The sequence below is a fragment of the Streptomyces sp. NPDC046716 genome (assembly GCF_040645755.1).
Lineage (GTDB): Bacteria > Actinomycetota > Actinomycetes > Streptomycetales > Streptomycetaceae > Streptomyces.
This window is the reverse complement of the sequence record NZ_JBEYYU010000007.1, coordinates 48,259-67,795: the sequence shown is the minus strand read 5'-3', so window position 1 is coordinate 67,795 and position 19,537 is coordinate 48,259. Positions and strand designations below refer to the sequence as shown.

Annotated in this window: 17 protein-coding genes and 1 pseudogene; 6 read left to right on the top strand and 12 right to left on the bottom strand. The window is 69.4% G+C overall.

Features of this window, described 5'->3' with window-relative positions; translation table 11 throughout:
- Positions 1 to 137: 137 nt before the first annotated feature.
- Positions 138 to 658: pseudogene (locus ABZ930_RS07640) on the top strand (transposase); the annotation flags it as partial.
- Positions 659 to 761: 103 nt separating this feature from the next.
- Here ABZ930_RS07640 and ABZ930_RS07635 read toward each other — a convergent pair.
- Both ABZ930_RS07635 and ABZ930_RS07630 read right to left on the bottom strand, forming a co-directional pair.
- On the bottom strand, positions 762 to 1,811 hold the full coding sequence (locus ABZ930_RS07635) for a LacI family DNA-binding transcriptional regulator (protein WP_361543466.1): 1,050 nt from the start codon (positions 1,809 to 1,811) through the stop codon (positions 762 to 764).
- 30 nt (positions 1,812 to 1,841) lie between these two features.
- Positions 1,842 to 2,861 carry a LacI family DNA-binding transcriptional regulator gene (locus ABZ930_RS07630; RefSeq protein WP_361543075.1) on the bottom strand — a complete coding sequence of 340 codons (1,020 nt, stop codon included), beginning with the start codon at positions 2,859 to 2,861 and terminating at the stop codon, positions 1,842 to 1,844.
- 266 nt (positions 2,862 to 3,127) lie between these two features.
- Here ABZ930_RS07630 and ABZ930_RS07625 point away from each other — a divergent pair, with 266 nt between their 5' ends.
- The 4 genes from ABZ930_RS07625 to ABZ930_RS07610 all read left to right on the top strand — a co-directional run bounded on the left by ABZ930_RS07625 (position 3,128) and on the right by ABZ930_RS07610 (position 8,970).
- Entirely contained in the window at positions 3,128 to 4,441 is a 1,314-nt protein-coding gene (locus ABZ930_RS07625; RefSeq protein ID WP_361543072.1) for an extracellular solute-binding protein, read from the top strand.
- Positions 4,442 to 4,530: 89 nt separating this feature from the next.
- Entirely contained in the window at positions 4,531 to 5,415 is an 885-nt protein-coding gene (locus tag ABZ930_RS07620; protein ID WP_361543069.1) for a sugar ABC transporter permease, read from the top strand.
- Between the two features lie 4 nt (positions 5,416 to 5,419).
- Positions 5,420 to 6,328: a carbohydrate ABC transporter permease gene (locus tag ABZ930_RS07615; RefSeq protein WP_361543066.1), complete on the top strand. Its 909-nt coding sequence runs from the start codon at positions 5,420 to 5,422 to the stop codon at positions 6,326 to 6,328.
- Positions 6,329 to 6,378: 50 nt separating this feature from the next.
- Positions 6,379 to 8,970, top strand: coding sequence for a family 78 glycoside hydrolase catalytic domain (locus ABZ930_RS07610; protein WP_361543063.1), 2,592 nt, complete (start codon positions 6,379 to 6,381; stop codon positions 8,968 to 8,970).
- 390 nt (positions 8,971 to 9,360) lie between these two features.
- Here ABZ930_RS07610 and ABZ930_RS07605 read toward each other — a convergent pair whose 3' ends face one another.
- The 10 genes from ABZ930_RS07605 to ABZ930_RS07560 all read right to left on the bottom strand — a co-directional run bounded on the left by ABZ930_RS07605 (position 9,361) and on the right by ABZ930_RS07560 (position 18,412).
- On the bottom strand, positions 9,361 to 10,023 hold the full coding sequence (locus ABZ930_RS07605; RefSeq protein ID WP_361543060.1) for a CoA transferase subunit B: 663 nt from the start codon (positions 10,021 to 10,023) through the stop codon (positions 9,361 to 9,363).
- Positions 10,020 to 10,775 (bottom strand): CoA transferase subunit A, encoded by a 756-nt coding sequence (locus ABZ930_RS07600; protein WP_361543057.1) that lies wholly within the window; start codon positions 10,773 to 10,775, stop codon positions 10,020 to 10,022. The genes ABZ930_RS07605 and ABZ930_RS07600 overlap by 4 nt, the downstream gene beginning before the upstream one ends.
- A 14-nt stretch (positions 10,776 to 10,789) precedes the next feature.
- Complete coding sequence (locus ABZ930_RS07595; RefSeq protein WP_361543054.1) at positions 10,790 to 11,539, bottom strand: SDR family oxidoreductase; 750 nt, start codon at positions 11,537 to 11,539, stop codon at positions 10,790 to 10,792.
- The gene (locus ABZ930_RS07590) at positions 11,536 to 12,294 is read right to left on the bottom strand and encodes an SDR family oxidoreductase (RefSeq protein ID WP_361543051.1); all 759 of its coding nucleotides are present in this window, start codon (positions 12,292 to 12,294) and stop codon (positions 11,536 to 11,538) included. The genes ABZ930_RS07595 and ABZ930_RS07590 overlap by 4 nt, the downstream gene beginning before the upstream one ends.
- A complete protein-coding gene (locus ABZ930_RS07585; protein ID WP_361543048.1) occupies positions 12,291 to 13,262 on the bottom strand; it encodes a fumarylacetoacetate hydrolase family protein in 972 nt (323 codons plus the stop codon). The genes ABZ930_RS07590 and ABZ930_RS07585 overlap by 4 nt, the downstream gene beginning before the upstream one ends.
- A 92-nt stretch (positions 13,263 to 13,354) precedes the next feature.
- Positions 13,355 to 14,293, bottom strand: a complete 939-nt coding sequence (locus tag ABZ930_RS07580) for a VOC family protein (RefSeq protein ID WP_361543045.1) — start codon at positions 14,291 to 14,293, stop codon at positions 13,355 to 13,357.
- Positions 14,294 to 14,305: 12 nt separating this feature from the next.
- Complete coding sequence (locus ABZ930_RS07575) at positions 14,306 to 15,301, bottom strand: amidohydrolase family protein (RefSeq protein WP_361543042.1); 996 nt, start codon at positions 15,299 to 15,301, stop codon at positions 14,306 to 14,308.
- Positions 15,298 to 16,428, bottom strand: a complete 1,131-nt coding sequence (locus tag ABZ930_RS07570; RefSeq protein WP_361543039.1) for an FAD-dependent oxidoreductase — start codon at positions 16,426 to 16,428, stop codon at positions 15,298 to 15,300. The genes ABZ930_RS07575 and ABZ930_RS07570 overlap by 4 nt, the downstream gene beginning before the upstream one ends.
- A gap of 23 nt (positions 16,429 to 16,451) precedes the next feature.
- Positions 16,452 to 17,414 (bottom strand): cyclase family protein, encoded by a 963-nt coding sequence (locus ABZ930_RS07565; RefSeq protein ID WP_361543036.1) that lies wholly within the window; start codon positions 17,412 to 17,414, stop codon positions 16,452 to 16,454.
- Positions 17,411 to 18,412: a fumarylacetoacetate hydrolase family protein gene (locus tag ABZ930_RS07560; protein WP_361543033.1), complete on the bottom strand. Its 1,002-nt coding sequence runs from the start codon at positions 18,410 to 18,412 to the stop codon at positions 17,411 to 17,413. Before ABZ930_RS07560 ends, ABZ930_RS07565 begins: the two co-directional genes overlap by 4 nt.
- Before the next feature lie 121 nt (positions 18,413 to 18,533).
- Between ABZ930_RS07560 and ABZ930_RS07555 the strand changes: the two genes are divergently transcribed.
- Positions 18,534 to 19,451, top strand: coding sequence for a LysR family transcriptional regulator (locus tag ABZ930_RS07555; protein ID WP_361543030.1), 918 nt, complete (start codon positions 18,534 to 18,536; stop codon positions 19,449 to 19,451).
- The last annotated feature ends 86 nt before the right edge of the window (positions 19,452 to 19,537 follow it).

Genomic DNA, 19,537 nt, shown 5'->3' with positions numbered 1-19,537 from the left:
GCCCCCGCCCGACCACCGCTCAACGTGGGCATGCGAGTGCGACCGGGCCGCTCGTCCGTGCCCTGATCAAGTAAGCAGAGAACGCTCCCGATCTGCAACGACGGGACTTGGCTAGGGTCCTGTCGGTTACCGCAAAATCAGCAGCGCTGGCGCCGTGGCGGAAGGCCCGGGCAGTGCACGATCGGGCAAGATCCTGCTGGACGTGGCTCTGGCGGTCGCGCTGGGCGGGGACTGCCTCGCCGATGTGGGGATGCTGCGGGCCGAGCCGACCGTGTTCGGGCCGGCGTCCTCCGACCCGACCGTCTCCCGGCTCATCGACAAGCTCGCCGGGGGCGGGCACAGGACTCTGACCGCGATCCGGACGGCGCGGGCCGAAGTGCGGCAGCGGGTCTGGAAGTTGGCCGGCGCATCGTCACCGGACGCGGGTGGCCGGGTGATCGTGGACCTGGACGGGGTCCTGGGCCTGGCCCACTCCGAGAAGCAGGACGTTGCCGCGACCTGGAAGAAGTCCTTCGGACATCATCCGCTGATGGGCTTCGTCGACCACGGACGCGGCGGCACCGGGGAGCCGGTGGCCGCGCTGCTACGGCCCGGGAACGCGGGCAGCGACACCGCTGCCGACCACATCACCGCCACCCAACTCGCCCCGGCCCAGCTCCGGCGCACCCGTACAGCACGTCCGTATACCACTGAACAGCGGATCCGGAGCAGGCGTCATGCGGCTCCGGCCAACGTCCGTGCAGTGGACGAGCGCATGAGTGTCAGCCGTGGCGCACCAACGCTCCAGGCATGTCGCGGCGCGGGGAAGAGCGGCGCACGACGAGTTCCGGGCGCAGGATCACCTGCTGGTGGGTGTGTACGGCGGGAGAGGCTGATGAGGTCTTGTCGATGAGCAGGTTGGCCGCGCGTGTGCCCATGAAGCGGGCTGGACGGCGCACTGAGGTGAGCGGCACTGCGGCGGCCGCCGCGTGTTCGATGTCGTCGTAGCCGACCAGTGCGATGTCGTCGGGAACGTGGACTCCCGCCTCGAACAGGGCCTGCAGAACTCCGGTGGCCAAGAGGTCGTTTGCGCAGAAGATCCCGGTCGGACGGTTGGGCATGCCCAGCACTCTGGCCCCAGCATCTCTGCCCGCGGCCACTGTCATCTCCTCGCAGCTGAGCTCGGTCACCGTGGAGGCGGGGAGGCGGGCTTGAGCGAGCGCGCGGAGCGTTCCTTGGCTGCGGGCCCGCACCTGTGGCAGATGGGGCGGGCCGCCGACGAACACGATGGACCGGTGGCCGGCCGCAAGCAGGTGGGTGGTCGCGAGTTCGCCGCCCAACACGTCGTCGACGGCGACCGAGCACACGTCTCGGCCGGGCTTGCAGTCGTCGACGACGACCAGGGGGATCTGGCTGTGCCGCATTGCCCGGACGGTCTGGCCGGTCGAGTCCGTGGGGGCGATCAGGGCCCCTCGGATGCGGTGTTCGATCAGCAGAGATGCGTAGCGCAGTTCCTCGGCCGGATCACCGGCACTGTTGCAGACCATGACGCCGAGCCCGGCCCGGCGCGCGGCCTGTTCTGCGCCCTGGACCAAGGCGATGCAGAAGGGATTGGCCAGGTCATGCACGACAACGGCCATGATGCGGGAGGGGCGGCCACGCAGCACCCGTGCGGTCTCGCTGCGCACATAGCCGAGCCGGTCGATGGCGGCCTGGACGCGCAACCGGGTGTCAGGGGAGACCTTTTCGGGCTGGTTGTAGACGTTGGACACGGTGCCCAGGGAGACGCCGGCCTCCCGGGCGACATCGACCATGCCCACGCGTTGCTTCACGGCCGTCACCTCAACTCCTCCCGGGCGCACTTACTCGGCTGCGGTCGTGGGCGCCGCGGTGCTGGCGCGGACCACGAGGCGGGGGGTCATGGTGGCTTGCACGGCGCGATCGCGCTGGCCCTCGACCCGCTCGATGAGCAGACGGGCGGCGGTGGCACCCATGTCGTGTCCGGCCTGGTCGACGCTGGAGAGTTGAACGGTGGCCAGGTCGGCGACGGCGGTGTTGTTGTAGCCGACGATCGAGACGTCCTGGGGGACGCGTAGGCCGAGTTCGTGTGCGGCACGCCAGACGCCGAGCGCGGCGACGTCGGCGCCCGCCATGATCGCGGTGGGCCGGCGAGAGGACGACAGCAGGCTCAGGCCGGCCTTGTGGCCGCCCTCGTCGGAGTAGGCGGACTTGCAGACCTGCGCATGCTCGCCCAGGCCGTGGCGGTCCATGGCCTGCGTGTATCCGTGGGTCAGCTCGATCTCCGGGGTCTGCTTCCAGTGGCTGGCGCGGGTGCCGGGGGAGGAGACCAGGGCGATGTCGCGGTGGCCGAGCTCGACCAGGTGGTCGACGACGAGAGCGGCACCGGCCGCGTCGGCGTCGGCGACCGAATCGTGTGCGTCGGACGTGTCGTGGTGGCCGATGACCACGGTCGGGGTGGCGCGGGCGACGGCGAGGACTTCCTCGCGCGCGGTGCCGGGGGCGATCAGGATCAGCCCGTCCATCTGCCGGTCGACCATCGACCGGATGACCCTGTCCTGGTCCTGCGGGCCGAAGCCGGCGGCACCGATCATGACGGTGTAGTCGGATTCGCGCAGCTGGTCGCGCACGCCGTCGAGGATGTCGGCGAAGAACGTGTTGCGGATGTTGTCGAGCAGTACGCCGATCGTGTAGGTACGGCCGCGCATGCCGCGTGCGGCGGCGTGCGGCCGGTACTCCAGGGCGGCCATCGAGGCGCGGACCTTCTCCTGCATGGCTGGGCTGACGCCGTAGGCGTTGCGCAGCACCTTGGAGACCGCCGCGGTGGACACGCCTGCGTGCTTGGCCACGTCTGTGATGGTCACGCGCTTCTTCTGTTCCGGCTCCGGCATGCTGCGCATCCCTCGTGCTCTCACTCGATGATGTAACGGTCTACACGATTCCTGCCCGCGAGCGCCAGGTGTTCGCGGGCCTTCTCCGATGTTACGACGTCGTGTCTTGACGTCCGCGCCAGCGAAGTGCACTGTGGTCGCACTTCGCGTGGAGAACGTTATACACACGCCCTGTCGAGGATCCGCCCCATCCCGCAGGCCTCGCGCACCCTCCGTTCAACGATGACTGGGAGCATGCCGTGAACACCGACTCGTCCGCCGCCAGAAGGGCCCGCCTCGCCGCCCTGACCGCGAGCACCGCCGCCCTGGCCCTCTTCACTGCCGCCTGCGGCGGCAGTGGAGGCGGATCCGCCTCTGCTCCCAAGGACTTCAGCTACCTGACCGTCAACGAGAACGCCACGGTCAAGACCGCTCTGGGCACCCTGTCCAAGGGGGCCTGCGCGGACGAGAACAAGGCCCTGCCGCTGAAGGTCGAAAGCGTCCCCCAGACCGGCCTCGACCAGAAGCTGCAGCTGCTGGCCGGACAGAACGCCCTGCCCGTCCAGTTCGCCGCCGGCAATGCCCCCGCCCTGACCGACAAGCTCTACAAGTCCGGCAAGGTCGCCGACCTGGAGAAGGAACTCGACAAGCTCGGCGTCCTCGACCAGATCCAGCCCGCCGCGATCTCCACGATCAAGGCCCTGTACGGCGGCAAGATGGAGGTCCTGCCGTACGAGTACAACATCGAGGGCATCTTCTACAACAAGAAGATCTTCGCGAAGAACGGCATCAGCGAGCCCGGCACCTGGGACGAGCTGACGACCGCCGCGGCCAAGCTCGAAGCCAAGAACGTCCAGCCGTTCTCCGCCTCCGGCCAGCAGGGCTGGCCGCTGACCCGCCTCATCAGCGGCTACCTCTACCGCAGCCTGGGCCCCGACGCCCTCAAGGACGTCCAGGACGGCAAGGCCAAGCTCACCGACCCGCAGTACGTCAAGGCCGCCCAGGAGATCGCCGACCTCGGCAAGAAGGGCTACTTCGGCAAGGGCGTCGGCTCCATCGACTACGACACCGCCGCCAACCAGTTCCTCACCGGCAAGGCCGCCATGTTCTACATGGGCAGCTGGGCCCTGACCAACATCGCCGACAAGAAGGCGAACACCGTCGGCGCCGACAACATCGGCTTCATGCCGTTCCCCGCCGTGTCCGGCGGCAAGGGCTCCATCGACCAGTACCCCTCCAACGTCGGCCTGGGCATCACCCTGGGCAAGAACATCGACCCCAAGACCGGCGACTGGGTCAGCTGCATCGCCAAAAACTACGGCAGCACCGCCCTGAAGGACCAGGGCTCCATCTCCGGCTTCAAGACCAACACCGACGTCAAGGACGCCAACGCCGTCACCGGCAAGGTCCGCAAGACCATCGGCGACTCCAAGCAGAACGTCCTGTGGTTCGAGGCCCTCTTCAGCACCAAGGCCACCACCGTCTCCCAGACCAACGCGGCCAGCCTGGTCAACGGAACCATGAGCCCGAAGCAGTTCATGCAGACCGTGCAGGACGCCCTGTCCAGCAAATGAGGCGCGCGCACTGACGGTTCAGACCCGCCGGGTCTGGACCGTCCCCCTCCCGCCCCACCGCCGCATCCCTCACGAAGTGGACTCCACCCATGCACCGCGTACTCGGTGACCGCCGGGCCGTCCTGATCCTCCTCGGCCCCGCCCTGCTCGTCTACTCCCTGATCATGCTCGTCCCGACCCTGTGGTCACTGGGATACAGCTTCACCACGGGCAACACGATCGACGGGTTCACCGGCAACGGCCTGGACAACTTCCACCGCCTGTTCACCGACCCCGACGTCCGCCACGCCCTGTGGTTCACCGCCAAGTACGCGGTCACCGTCACCGTCGGCCAGGTCGTCGCCGGCTACCTCCTGGCCCTGCTCTACGTCTTCTTCCTCAAGAAGGCCTCCGCCCTCATCCGCACGCTCGTCTTCTTCCCCGTGGTGCTGCCCACCGTCGCCGTCGGCCTGCTCTTCAAGAACTTCTTCCAGGTCGGCCCGCAGACCGGACCGGTCAACTCGCTGCTCAACGCCGTCGGCATCGACTCCATCGACTTCTTCGGCAGCTCCGGACACGCCTTCTGGGTCCTGATCGTCATGGACATCTGGCGGTCCATGGGCTTCTACGCAGTCCTGCTCTTCGCCGGCCTCGTCGACATCCCCGACGAAGTCCTCGAATCCGCCCGCCTCGACGGCGCCTCCGGCCTGCGCCTGATCCGCCACATCGTGCTGCCCATGTCGTTCCCGGTGCTCATGTCCTCGCTGATCTTCAGCATCAACGGCACTCTCAAGGCCTTCGACTCCATCATCGCCCTGACCAACGGCGGCCCCGGCAACAGCACTTCACCGCTGACGCTCTACATGTTCCAAACCTCGTTCACCTACAGCGACTACGGCTACGGCAGCACCATCGCCCTGCTGCTGACCATCGTCTGCCTGATGGTGACTCTGGTCGTCTTCCGCGCCTCGCGGCGCGACCTCACGAAGGACTGAGCCCATGGCCCTCGACACCACCCACCCCGCCGCGGCCACGGGCACCAGCAAGCTCCCCGCCGCCCCCGCGTCCCACCGCACCCCGCGTCCCCGCGGCACCCGCCTGTGGGTCAAGATCGTCATCACGCTGCTGCTGATCGTCGAGATATACCCGCTGATCTGGATGTTCCTCACGTCGCTCAAGTCCAACAGCGACTACCTCAACCACTCCACCTGGAGCCTGCCCAGCACTTGGGAATGGGGCAACTACGCCGACGCCTGGACCACCGGCCACATCGGCCTCTACGTCAAGAACAGCGTCCTGGCCGTCGTCCCCGCCCTCGCCCTCATGCTGCTGCTGGGCACCGCCGCCGGATTCGCCCTCCAGGCCATGGTGTGGAAGGGCCGCAGCCTCACCTTGCTGGTCTTCCTCGCCGGCATGATGGTGCCCCCGCAGATGATCCTGCTGCCGCTGTTCACCGTCTACTTCCAGACCGGACTGTCCGGCACCCTGTGGCCGCTCATCCTGACCTACACCGGCACCGGGCTGCCCCTGACCGTCTTCATGATGGCCACCTACTACCGGTCCGTGCCCCGCGAACTCTTCGAAGCGGCCACCATCGACGGCGCCGGCATCCTGCGCGCGTTCTGGACCATCAGCATCCCCCTGGTCCGCAACGCCCTGCTGACCGTCGGGCTCGTCCAGTTCTTCTTCATCTGGAACGACCTCCTCATCGCGCTCACCTTCACCAACAACCAGGACCTGCGCACCATCCAGGTAGGCCTGCTCAACTTCAGCGGCGACTTCGGCGCCACCCAGTACGGCCCCCTGTTCGCCGCGATCTGCATCAACGTCTTCGGCACACTCGTGATCTACCTCTTCCTCAACCAGAAGGTGATGAAGGGCCTCACGTCCGGCGCCGTCAAGGGCTGACCACCACCGCCCCTGGTGATCAACGCCCACCTCGTGAAAGGCCCCCAACCGTGATCTCCCAGCCCACACCCGTCACCTTCGAGCACCTGCGTGACGGACTCGGCACCGGCACCCCCGCCCCCCGCCTGTCCTGGCAGCAATCCACCCCCGCCGACCGCCAAGAGGCCTACGAACTCGAAATCGACCGCGCCGGCACCCTCCACCGCACCGGCCGCACCACCACCGGCGACCAGCTCCTCGTCCCCTGGCCCACCACGCCGCTCACCTCCCGCGAACGCGCCACCGTCCGCGTCCGCACCTGGACCACCGGCCACGACACCCCCTCCCCGTGGAGCGCCCCCTCCATCGTCGAAGCCGGCCTCCTCGACCCCGCCGACTGGTCGGCCCAACCCGTCGGCGCCCCCTGGACCGAGGATCCCGACAGTGACCGCCGTCCCGCCCGCGTCCGCAAGACCTTCACCCTCACCCAGCCCATCGCCCACGCCCGCCTGTACATCACCGCCCACGGCCTCTACGAAGCCGAGATCAACGGACGCCGTGTCGGCGACGACACCCTCTCACCCGGCTGGACCGTCTACGGCCAGCGCCTGCGCTACTACACCTACGACGTCACCGACCACCTCACCGACGGCGCCAACACCCTCGGGGCCTGGCTCGGCGACGGCTGGTACCGCGGCCGCATCGGCTTCGACGGCGGCACCCGCAACGTCTACGGCACCGACCAGTCCCTCATCGCCCAACTCGAAATCACCCATCCCGACTCCAGCACCACCACCATCGCCACCGACCACACCTGGCAGGCCGCCCCCAGCCCCATCCTCACGGCCGGACTGTACGAAGGAGAGACCTTCGACGCCCGCCTGAACGACCCGGCCTGGTCCACCACCCAACACAACGACACCCCCTGGCAGCCCGTCGCCGTCCACCACCGCGACCCCGCCACCTTGACCGCCCCGCACACCTCACCCGTGCGCTGCACCCAGGAAATAACCCCGGCCACGATCACCCGCACCGGCGACGGCCGCTACCTGCTCGACTTCGGCCAGAACCTCGTCGGCCGCCTCCGCATCACCCTCGACGGCCCCCGCGGCACCCACATCACCCTGCGCCACGCCGAAGTCCTCCAGGACGGCGAACTCGCCACCCGCCCCCTGCGCGAAGCCGTCTCCATCGACACTCTCATCCTCGACGGCACGGGCCCGCTCGCCTGGGAACCGCGCTTCACCCTGCACGGCTTCCGCTACGCCGAAATAAGCGGCTGGATAGGTGAGTTGACCCCCCGGGACGTCACCGCGCGGGTCTACCACACGGACATGCGGCGCACCGGATGGTTCGAGTGCAGCGACGACCTGATCAACCGCCTCCACGAGAACGTCGTCTGGAGCATGCGCGGCAACTTCGTCGACCTGCCCACCGACTGCCCCCAGCGCGACGAGCGCCTCGGCTGGACCGGCGACATCCAGGTCTTCGCCCCCACCGCGAGCTTCCTGTACGACTGCGCCGGCATGCTCGACTCCTGGCTCACCGACGTCGCCCTCGAACAGCTCCCCGACGGCACCGTCCCCTGGTACGTGCCTGTCATCCCCGGCGGACCGCAATGGACGCCCATTCAGCCCGGCGCCGCCTGGGGGGACGTCGCCACCCTCACCCCCTGGGTCCTCTACCAGCGCTTCGGCGACCTCGAACTCCTGCGCCGCCACTTCCCGATGGCCCGCGCCTGGGTCGACCTGCAAACCCGCCTCGCCGGACCCAGCCGCCTGTGGGACCAGGGCCGGCAACTGGGGGACTGGCTCGACCCGGCGGCGCCCCCGGAGGATCCGGCTGCCACCCGCACCGACCGCTATCTCGTCGCCACCGCCTACTTCGCGCACTCCGCACGCCACCTCGCCCGTGCCGCCGCCGAACTGGGCAAGACCGATGCCGCGCACAGCTACGGACTCCTCGCCGACGAAGTCGCCCAGGCCTTTCGCGACCGCTACCTCCTCCCCGACGGCCGCATGACCAGCGACAGCCCCACCGCCTATGCCATCGCCCTCGTCTTCGACCTCCTCGAGACCAGCGAGCAACGCGAACAAGCCGGCACCCGCCTGGCCGAACTCGTCGACGACAACGACGCCAAGATCGCCACCGGCTTCGTCGGCACTCCGCTGATCTGTGACGCGCTCACCGACACCGGCCACCTCGACACCGCCTACCGGCTCCTCACCCAGACCGAATGCCCCTCTTGGCTGTACACCGTGACCATGGGTGCGACCACCATTTGGGAACGCTGGGACAGCATGCGCCCCGACGGCACCCTCAACCCGGGAGGCATGACCTCCTTCAACCACTACGCCCTCGGAGCCGTCGCCGACTGGCTCCACCGCGTCGTCGCCGGCCTGGCCCCGGCCGAACCGGGCTACCGCACCATCGAGTTCCGCCCCCGCCCCGGCGCCGGACTGACCTGGGCCCGCGCCCGCCACACCACCCCCTACGGCGACGCGGCCATCGCCTGGGAACTGTTCGAAGGCGTACTCAACGCCGAAGTCACGGTCCCGCCCGGCTGCAGCGGGATCGTCCGCCTCCCTGGCCGACTCGCCTTCACCGTCGGCCCAGGCCGGCATCAGCTCAGCAACCAGGAAACCGACGGCCGGGCCGCCTGAGCGTCCCCGCCGCCCAGCAATACGGCCGCCCCGCAGGGCGGCGGCGCGGGGGGCTCGGACACCTTGAACGGTGTTGAAACGTGTGTCCCCTTGGCGCCAGCGCCTCTTTAGCACGCGCATGTGGTTGCGGGAGCCACCCTCGAAGAACACCCAGCACTGGCTCACGCCGTCACGCAGGGCCCGGCGTGCCATCGGCGACTTCAAGTGGGCGGGAGAGCTGCCCCATGTCCATCCGTCGTCAGCTGGGTCTCCAGGTCACCGAGGGAGTCTCCGCGCTGCCAACGTCGTACGAGCTGTCGGCTTCCGGCCTCACGCGGGAAACGGGGCAATGTGCCAGGGGACGCATGCTCCCCGGAAACCCATTTGGGCGTGCAGATGTTCTCCGGCGGCTCAGCGGCTTGCTGTGGATGCCTGCACGTGCAGAGCCGTGCCGGTGAGCTTCCGAATGTCGTCCACGGTCACACCGGGCGCTGTCTCCACCAAGGAGAGGCCGTGTTCGGTGACGTCGAGGACGCAGAGGTTGGTGATGATGCGGTCCACGCACCGCTGGCCGGTCAGCGGCAGGGTGCACTGATCGAGGATCTTCGCGCTGCCGTCCTTGGCAGTGTGTTCCATCAGCGCGATGACCCGGCGTGCCCCGTGTACGAGGTCCATGGCGCCGCCCATGCCCTTGACCATCTTTCCGGGGATCATCCAGTTCGCGAGGTCCCCGGCGGCGGAGACCTGCATCGCGCCGAGCACCGCGATGTCGACGTGCCCGCCGCGGATCATGCCGAAGGAGAGCGCGGAGTCGAAGAAGCTGGCGCCGGGGAGCACGGTGACGGTCTCTTTGCCCGCGTTGATCAGGTCCGCGTCCACGGCATCGCCGTCGGGGTAGGGCCCAGTGCCCAGGATTCCGTTCTCCGAGTGCAGCACGACGTGCACACCCGCCGGCAGGTAGTTGGGGATCAGCGTGGGCAGGCCGATGCCCAGGTTCACGTAGGAGCCGTCCTCCAGCTCTTCGGCGGCGCGGGCGGCCATCTGTTCACGCGTCCATCCGGTGGGCGTGCTCATGCGCGTACGGTCCTCTTCTCGATGGTCTTGGCGGCCGCCTGGGCGGGGGTGAGGGCGACGACGCGCTGCACGAAGATGCCGGGCAGGTGCACGGTGTCCGCGTCGAGCTCTCCGGGTTCGCAGAGTTCTTCCACCTCGGCGATGGTGACGCGTCCGGCCATGGCGGCGAGTGGGTTGAAGTTCGCGGCCGCCTTGCGGAAGACGAGGTTGCCGTGCCGGTCGCCGCGCCAGGCCCGCACCAGTGCGAAGTCGGTGGTGACGGCGTGTTCCAGTGCGTAGGTCGCGCCGTTGAAGGTGCGGGTCTCCTTGGCGGGGGATGCCGTGTGCACGGTGCCGTCGGTGCGGTAGCGCCAGGGCAGGCCGCCGTCGGCGACCTGGGTTCCCACCCCGGCCGGGGTGAAGAAGGCCGGGATGCCGGCGCCGCCTGCGCGCAGGCGTTCGGCGAGCGTGCCCTGCGGTACGAGTTCCACTTCCAGCTCACCGGCCAGGTACTGGCGGGCGAACTCCTTGTTCTCGCCGACGTAGCTGCCCGTCACCCGGGCGATGCGTCCGGATTCCAGCAGGACGCCCAGGCCGCGGCCGTCGGTGCCGCAGTTGTTGGACACCACCTGCAGCCGGCCGGCGCCCTGGGCGTGCAGTGCCGCGATCAGTGTGTCGGGAATGCCGCTGAGGCCGAAGCCGCCGACCGCCAGGGAGGCGCCGTCGGGAATGTCGGCCACCGCGGCGGCGGCCGAGGTACTGACCTTGTCCATGAAGAATTGTCCTTTCAGCCGGGCCGGACGGCGGACCAGCCGCCGTCCACGACGAGATGGGCGCCGGTGATGAAGGAGGCCTCACCGGAGGCGAGGAAGACAGCCGCATTGAGTAGGTCCTCCGCGCGCCCGGCCCGGCCCACCGGCGCGCAGCCGCCCGCTTCGGCGGGCGTGGGCCCGGCGCCCTCCAGGGCGATGCCGGCGGGACTGAGGCAGTTCACACGGATCCCGAACGCAGCTCCTTCGGCCGCCAGCTGTCGGGACATGGAGACCACGCCGCCCGCGGCTGCGGCCTGCGCCCCCAGGCCGCGATCGGGCGAGCCGGCCACCGCGGCCGCGGAGGCGACGGTGATGATGCAGCTGTCGCCGAGCGTCAGGTGCGGCCACACTGCCTTCGCACACAGCCACACCGAATCCAGTTGGCTGCGGATCGTGGCCGTGTAGTCGTCGAAGGACTGGTCCTCGATGTGCGCGCCTCGGGCGGTGGGGGTATGGGCGAGGAGCAGGTCGATGCCGCCGAAGGCGTCGACGGCCTCCTGCGCCCAGACTTGGACGCTGCCCGGGTCGGTGAGGTCCAGCTTGGCGGCGTTGAGGGCGATGCCTCCTTCGCGCCCGATCAGGCGCTGGGTCTGCAGTGCGCTGACGTGGTCGGTGTCGCCGCCCACGACGAGGGCCCCTTCGGCTGCGAAGCGCAGTGCGGCGGCCCGGCCCAGCCCGCTGCCCGAGCCGGGGACCAGCGCCACCTTTCCTTCCAGCCGCTTCATGCCGGTGTGACCGGGGAGCGGAGGGCATCGGAGATGGACTTCACTCCGCCGTGGGCGGTGAGCCCGCCGTCGACGGGGATGTCGGCTCCGGTGACGAACGCGGCGGCGTCCGAGAGCAGGAACGCGACCAGAGCCGCGACGTCGTCGACGTGCCCGGTGCGGCCCAGCGGGGTTTCGCGCACGTTGGCCTCCCGGAAGGCGGGCGCTGCCGAGGCGGTCATCTCGGTCTCGATGAAGCCGGGGTGGACGGTGTTCACCCGGATTCCACGCGGGCCGAGCTCCAGAGCGGCGGTTCGGGCGAGCCCGCGCAGCGCCCATTTGCTGGAGGTGTAGGCGACCGGGTAGTGCGCGGTGAGCGCGGCGGAGGAGCCCACGTTCACGATGGCGGCGCCGGAGCGCATGAGCGGCGCGAGGTGCTGCATACCCAGCAGAGGCCCGGTGACATTGACCCGATGTACGCGCTCGAAGTCGTCCGCCTGCACGTCACCCAGCCGGGCCCGCCAGGTGATGCCGGCGTTGTTGACCAGGCCGTGAACCTGCCCGTAGGCGTCGCCGAGTTCTTCCGCCAGGGCCTGCCATGCCTGCTGGTCGGTGACGTCGAGCAGACGACAGCCCTCGCCCTCGGTCACGTCGACGGCGACGACCCGTGCGCCCTGCGCGGTCAGAATGCGGGCCTGGGCGGCACCCTGACCGCGGGCGGCGCCGGTGACGACGACGACCTTGCCCCGCAGCGGCTTGGGATCCAGGGCGTTCACGGCCGCTCCCTCTCACGGCGCCGACCCACGGGCAGGGGGATGGGCTCTGTGCCCGTCACCACGGGCACGGACAGCGTCCCGATGCCTTCCACGGTGAGCGTGACGGTGTCTCCGGGCTTGAGGGGCGGTGGCGTCTGTTCTCCGCGCACACCCCACAGTTCGGCGAGGCAGCCGCCGTTGCCGCAGGTGCCCGAACCCAGCAGGTCGCCGGGCATCACCCGGGTCCCGCGCGAGGCGTAGGCGACCATCTCCTCGAACGTCCAGCTCATGTTGGACAGCAGATCCCGGCCGACCACCTGGCCGTTGACCTCGGCGGTCAGGGCCAGGCGCAGCAGGCCCTCGCTGTCGCGGTAGGGCTCTAGCTCATCGGCGGTCACCAGACACGGGCCGATGCTGTTGGCGGTGTCCTTGCCCTTGCACGGGCCGAGTCCGACGTTCATCTCGGCGGACTGCAGGTCGCGGGCGGACCAGTCGTTGAGGATCGTGTAGCCGATGATGTGCTCACGCGCCTGCTCAGGGGTGAGGTCGCGGCCCTCACGGCCGATGACGGCTGCGACCTCCAGCTCGAAGTCCAGGGCGGCCGACCCGGGCGGCATCGGCACCGGGTCGTGCGGCCCGAACACGGCTTGGTGGTTGCTGAAGTAGAAGGTCGGCGCCGCGTACCACTGCTCGGGCACGCCGCTGGCGCCGCTCACCGAGCGCCGCACTCCCTCGACGTGCTCCTCGAAGGTCACGAAGTCGCGCAGTGACGTGGGTTGCAACGGAGGCAGCAGCCGCACGTCGGACACGTGCGGGCCGGGCGGCACATCCAGGGCCACAGCGCCTAGGTCGAGCAGCGCGCGCAGGCCGCCGCCGGCCGCGATGACATCGGTCAGGGAGCGCACGCCGGGAAGCGGGAACAGCGTGCCGTCCGCTTCGAGGACGGCGACCCGGACGGACTGACGGTGCTGGTAGGTGACAAATCGCATAAGGAGGGGTGCTCCCTTCACAAGGGCCCGGGAACGCGCCCGCGTTGAGCAGGGCACCACTGGAGCGGGCGCGCTCCCGGGAGTGGGATCGGTCAGACCGGCGGGGCGATGAACACACCGCGGTCGACGTCGTTGAAGGACTCCTTGGCGACCATCTCGTTCATCGCGTTGGCGGTGCCCCACTGGTCGGTGACCTCGGGCTGGGAGAAGTCGTAGACGTGCGGGTGCCAGGTGTCCTCGTCCAGGAGCTCCAGCTCGGTGGTGTACTCCACCGTGTTGCCGTGCGGGTCGAGGAAGTAGGTGAAGGTGTTGTCACCGGCCAGGTGGCGGCCGGGCCCCCACAGCTTGGTGAACCCTGCGCGCATCACGCGGCCGGAGCCGCGCATGTACTCGTCCAGGCCGCGCATCTCGAAGGAGATGTGGTGCAGGGCGGTGTGCGGGCCCTTGGCCAGGGCCATGGAGTGGTGCTGGTTGGAGATCCGCATGAAGTGCATGACCTCGCCCATGTGCGGCGAGGACAGCGTGTCGGACAGGCGGAAGCCCAGGTGCTGTTCGTACCACTGCCGGGTGCGGTCCAGGTCGGGGGAGTTGAGGACGACGTGGGAGAGCTTGACCGGGATGGCCTCCTTCTCCTCGATCTTGCGGTGCCGGCGCACCTCGACGTCGGCCGAGACCTCGATGGTGCGGCCGTCGACGTCGAAGAACCGGAAGCCGTAACCGCCGCCGGGTGTGTCGACCGCGCCGGGCTGCGTGATCAGCTGCACGCCGCCGGCCAGCAACCGCTCGGCGAGAGTGTCGACATCCGTCGGCGATGCGGCGCCGTAGGAGATGAGATCCAGGCGCTTCTCCTCGGCCTTGCGCAGCCGCACCACGTACTGCTCGGGCGAGCCTTCGGCGGCCAGGAACGAAATCCCGGAATCCTCCGCGACCTTGGTCAGGCCCCAGACCCCGGAGTAGAAGTCGAGCTGCTTGTCGTAGTCGGGCACGGCGAGGTCGACGTGCCGCAGATGGGTCAGCAGGCGGGAAGTCATGAGGGTCCTCCTTCAGGAGAGGTCGAGGAGCGCGGAAGCGGTGACGCCGCGGACGGCTTCGAAGTCGGTGGCGCTCAGGCGGGCGGCCCGCAGTGCCCCGAGGGGGTCCGCGGAGCCCATGTCGAAGGGGAAATCGGAGCCGAGCAGGACGCGGTCGGCGCCTGCCACGCGTACCAGCTCGCGCAGCACGTGCGGGTCGTGGACGAGGGAGTCGAAGTACAGGCGTTTGAGGTAGCTGCTGGGCAGGTGGGCGCAGTCGGCGCCGGCGTCCGTGCGGGTCTGCCAGGCGTGGTCGGCGCGGCCGATGTGGGTGGGCAGGTATCCGCCGCCGTGCGCGGCGATGATCCGCAGGCCCGGGTGGCGGTCCAGGACGCCGGAGAAGATCAGGTGGGACAGGGCGACCGCGTTCTCGGCGGGCTGGCCCACCGAGTTGGACAAATACCACTGGTCCAGGCGTTCATCCAGGGTGCAGCCGAAGGGGTGCAGGAACAGCAGCGCCCCGGTCTGCTCGGCCCGTGCCCACAGTGGATCCAGCGCTGGGTCGGACAGTTCGCGGCCGGGTGCGTGGCTGGAGATCTCCACGCCCAGCAGTCCCGCCTCGAGTGCATGGTCCAGCGCCGTGACGGCCAGCTGCGGATGCTGTAGCGGTACGAGACCCAGGCCGCGCAGCCGCGACGGCGCGGCCGAACAATGCGCCGCGGTGGCCTCGTTGGCCAGGCGGAACACCTTCTCGGCGAGGTTCTCGTCGGCCCAGTAGTGGTAGTGCGAGGGGGAGGGGGAGACCAGCTGGACGTCCACCTGCTGCTCGTCCATGGCCCGCAGCCGGGCCGCGACGTCGGTCAGGCGCGCGAACCGCTCCCTGATCATCTCGCCGCTGGCCTTCAGCGCGGCCGGTCCGTTGCGCCGCGCATCCAGCGCGCGGGCCTCATCCAGGCCCGGGTGCCCGGCGACGAGCTGCTCCACTTCGGGCAGCAGCACGTGGGCGTGGACATCGACGGTCGGCGTCACGGGCGCTCCTGCAGCGTGGTCATGGTGCGGGCCATGAGGCCGGGGACATCGGCGTCGCGGACTTGGTCGAGCTGCCACTGGCCCAGCTGCACGGACGCCTCGACGACCGGGCGCACCCGGGCGATGCGCCGCTCGTAGTAGGCGTTCAGCAGCGCGTCGTCCCAGGTGTCGCTGCCGGTCAGCAGCTCGGACAGCACCACGGCGTCCTCGAGGGACATCGCCGCGCCCTGGGCGAGAGTCGGCGGGCAGCAGTGCGCGGCGTCGCCGATGAGGACCACGCGGCCGCGGTGCCAGGCGCCCTCGACCAGCATCTGGTCGAACCAGGTGTAGTTGACCTGCGCCGGGTCCGTGATCGTCTTGGTGATCTCCGGCCAGTGGCCGCCGTAGGCAGAGGCCAGGCGGACCATCTCGTCGGCGTAGCGCTCGGCAGGGATCGTCGCCCGGTCCCGGTTGGCCTCCACGACGTACGCGTACAGCGTGTCCTGGCTGGTGGGGCAGTAACCAGCGATGAAAGCAGGCCCGCCGTAGGCCAGATCGGTGCGCGTGACACCGGCGGGGCGGGGAGCGGCCACGCGCCAGATCGCCATGCCCGTGGGCCGCGGCGTGTCGGTGATGCCGATGGCGGCACGGGTGGTCGAGCCGAGTCCGTCGGCGGCGACGACGAGGTCGTAGCGGGCTTCGTGGCCGTCGCTCAGGTGCACGGTGACGCCGTCGTCGTCCTGGCCCACGATCGTCGCCGTGGTCCCCAGGCGGATGGTGGCGCCGCTGGCGCGGACCGCCTCGATGAGGATCTGCTGCAACTGCGGGCGTTGCATGCCCACGGTGGCGGGCAGGTCGTCGCCGCCGGTGCGCAGGTCGTCCTGGACATGCAGCACGGTGCCGTCGGGCGCGGTGATGCCGACCGAGCCGAAGCCGTAGCCGGACGCTTCGACCCTTTCCCACACGCCGAGATCGCGCAGCACGCGCAGGGCGTTGCCCTGAAGGGTGATGCCGGATCCGGCGGTGGCGTTCCAGTCCTGCTTGGCTTCGACGAGATCGACCGCTACGCCGGCCCGGCGCAGCAGGATCGTCAGGGCGTTGCCGGCCGCGCCGCCTCCGATCACGAGGACGTTGCGAGAGGGGGCCATGGGGAACTCCTTTGTCCCGGTGATTACTTGACGGCGAGCGGGTTGATGGGGGAGCCGACCGCTGCGGTGATGGGCAGCGGGGGAGCGGCCAGGAAGAACTCGTAGACGCCGTCGGACGCGCAGTCCTCGGCGAGGGCCTCCAGGTCCCACATCTCACCGACGAGCAGACCCATGTTGGGGATCACGACCTGGTGCAGAGGCTGGAACGCGGCATCGAACTCGTTGGGCCGGACCTCGAAGCCCCAGGTGTCCGTCGCGATCGCGGCGATCTCGCTGCTGTGCAGCCAGCCGGCCGTGGTGAACGACAACCCCGGAGCGGGGCCGCCCGCGTACTCGCCCCAGCCGCTGCGCTTGACCCGGGCCAGTTGCCCGGTGCGCACCAGCACGATGTCGCCGCGCTCGACGCTCACCTGCTGGGTCCGGGCGGTCTCCTCGAGGTGCTCGGTGGTGATGGCGAACCCGTCGGTGAGCTCGCCGCCGGCGCTGATCGCGCGGCCCACGTCCAGCAGGACCGCTCGGCCGGCGATCTGGGAGGCCATGTGCTCGATGCCGGTGACCAGGTCCCCGTCGGAGGTGACGGTGGTGGCGGCGTCCCGGCCGTTCCAGGCCTTGCCGTGGTCGAAGATGTGCCCCAGGCCGTCCCACTGGGTGGAGCACTGCAGCGGCATCGCCACCACGTCGTCGGCGCCGCCGATGCCGTGCGGCAGTCCCTGGGTGCCCAGCGCGGCATCCGCGCCGGTGTCCAGCATGGTGTGGACGGGGTTGGTGCGCCTGCGCCAGCCGCGTTGCGGGCCGTTCATGTCGAACGGCTGGGCCAGCGAGAAGCTGACGCCGCGTCGGATCAGGGCCGCGCCCTGCAGCCGCTTGGCCTCGGTGAGGAAGTTCAAGGTGCCCAGGCGGTCGTCGGCACCCCAGCGGCCCCAGTTCGAGTAGGCCTTGGCGGCCTCGGCGACCGCACCCTCGGGATTGTTGCGGTCCAGGCTCATGCCGGCACCTCCGCCACACATCGCGTGCGCTGGGCACCGAGCCCGGTGACGGAGGCGTCCATCACGTCGCCGTCGCGCAGCAGCCGGCCCCAGTGCATGCCGTTGCCCGCGGGACTGCCGGTCAGCACCAGGTCGCCGGGCAGCAACTGCACGGTCTGGGAGATGTAGGAGATCAGCCGAGCGACAGGGAAGATCATGTCCTTGGTCGACTCGTCCTGCATGGTCTCGCCGTTCAGCTTCAGCGTGACCTGCAGATCGTCCAGCGCGGGCAGGGACTGGGCGGGCACGATCCACGGGCCGAGCGGCGTGAAGCCGGGGGCGTTCTTGCTGCGCAACCAGTCCGTGCCGATCTGAGGCATGTCCCGGCGGAAGACGGTGGCCCGGTCGGTGAGGTCGTTGGCGATCGTGTAGCCGGCCACGTGCTCAAGCGCCTGCTCGGCGGAGACCTGGTAGGCGGGCCGGCCGATGACGGCGGCCAGTTCCAGCTCCCAGTCCGGCTTCTTCGCCCAGGAGGGCAGCACGACGTCGTCGAACGGGCCGGTGATCGTGCTCGGCAGCCCGATGAACACGTACGGCAGGTCCTCGGCGGCGCGCCGGTCCATGATCTCGGCGGCCTCGGCCCGTGCCTCTTCCTCGCTCAGACCGTCGGAACCGTCGCGGTGGGCGACATGCAGATCGATGACGTGCTGGCGGTAGTTGGCTCCGGACTGCAGGACCTGGCGCGGCATGACAGGCGCGTGCACCCGGAACTCGTTCACGAGCGGGTCGTCGCCGGCGGGACGACCCGCCAGTTCGGCGAAGCCGCCGGACACATGATCCCAGTCCTCCAGGACACCGAGCATCGTGAGCTCGGGCGAGCTGAGAGCGCGGCGCAGATTCACCACTGAGCCGTCGCGGCGGACCAGAGCGGGAAATGCATCCTGGCCGGTGGCGGAAAGAGTTCCCAGAGCGTAGGGACCGGCGAAGAGCGCGGGAGCGGCTTCAGGTTTCACGAACATGTCCTCCTGATTGCGGTGTGACTAATCTGGCCCCCACACCACTGATCAGGGAAATCGATTCTGTGGATATTCTTTATCCACCAGACGAATACCTTGGGCGATGAGCCCGAAGGAAGGCCCCGTGAACCTCTCCAGCCTCGACCTCAACCTCGTCGTCGCCCTGCGCGCCCTGCTCGAAGAACGCAATGTCACCCGCGCCGGAAAGCGTGTCGGCCTGTCCCAGCCCGCCATGAGCGCCGCACTGGCACGCCTGCGCCGCCACTTCGACGACGACCTGCTGGCCCGCAACGGAGCGCACTACGAACTGACCGCGCTCGGCCAGGTCCTGCTGGAGCGCACTTCAACCGCCTGCGACCTCTTGGAACGCCTGTTCAGCAGCCAGGCCGACTTCGACCCCGCCACCGAGAGCCGCACCTTCAGCCTGATCGCCTCCGACTACGCCGTAGCCGTCTTCGGCACGCCCCTGGCACGCCTCGTGCACGCCGAGGCCCCTCACGTCAGACTCCGCTTCACCCAGACACCCACCACAGTCGTCGAAGACCTCGGCGTTCTGCTCAGCACGACCGACGGCCTGCTGATGCCGCACGGCGTAGTCGGCGACATGCCCCGCACCGATCTCTTCCATGACGAGTGGGTCTTCCTGGTCTCCCGGACGAACACCGACGTCGGCGAGCAACTCACCCGCGACCAGCTCGCCCACCTGCCCTGGGTCACCTACCAGCGCACCTACGACGCGCCCGCCGTAAGACAACTGGCCATGCTCGGCATCGAACCCCGCGTCGAAGTCTCCGTCGACAGCTTCACCATGCTGCCCTTCCTCGTCGCCGGCACCCACCGGATCGCCCTGATCCAACGGCGCCTGGCCCACCTGATGCACGACCTCGCGGCCGTACGCCTCGTGCCGCCGCCCTACGAAGCCGTGCCCCTGCAAGAAGCGCTGTGGTGGCACCCCCTGCACACACACGACTCCACCCACATCTGGCTGCGCCGGGCCGCCCAGCGCGTCGCAGCAGAACTCGACCATTCCGCAGGTGGCTAGTGCGCCGTTGCGAGGGACGGCAACGATCCCTCTCTCCCGGCGCCGACTTCTCGGAAGGCTCATCGGCCGAAGCCCACCATTGCGCT

Coding starts and splice junctions, on each gene's coding strand:
- ABZ930_RS07620 (WP_361543069.1), top strand. CDS start 4,531: ATGCACCGCGTACTCGGTGACCGCCGGGCCGTCCTGATCCTCCTCGGC.
- ABZ930_RS07615 (WP_361543066.1), top strand. CDS start 5,420: ATGGCCCTCGACACCACCCACCCCGCCGCGGCCACGGGCACCAGCAAG.
- ABZ930_RS07605 (WP_361543060.1), bottom strand. CDS start 10,023: ATGAGCACGCCCACCGGATGGACGCGTGAACAGATGGCCGCCCGCGCC.
- ABZ930_RS07600 (WP_361543057.1), bottom strand. CDS start 10,775: ATGGACAAGGTCAGTACCTCGGCCGCCGCCGCGGTGGCCGACATTCCC.
- ABZ930_RS07595 (WP_361543054.1), bottom strand. CDS start 11,539: ATGAAGCGGCTGGAAGGAAAGGTGGCGCTGGTCCCCGGCTCGGGCAGC.
- ABZ930_RS07585 (WP_361543048.1), bottom strand. CDS start 13,262: ATGCGATTTGTCACCTACCAGCACCGTCAGTCCGTCCGGGTCGCCGTC.
- ABZ930_RS07580 (WP_361543045.1), bottom strand. CDS start 14,293: ATGACTTCCCGCCTGCTGACCCATCTGCGGCACGTCGACCTCGCCGTG.
- ABZ930_RS07570 (WP_361543039.1), bottom strand. CDS start 16,428: ATGGCCCCCTCTCGCAACGTCCTCGTGATCGGAGGCGGCGCGGCCGGC.
- ABZ930_RS07565 (WP_361543036.1), bottom strand. CDS start 17,414: ATGAGCCTGGACCGCAACAATCCCGAGGGTGCGGTCGCCGAGGCCGCC.
- ABZ930_RS07560 (WP_361543033.1), bottom strand. CDS start 18,412: ATGTTCGTGAAACCTGAAGCCGCTCCCGCGCTCTTCGCCGGTCCCTAC.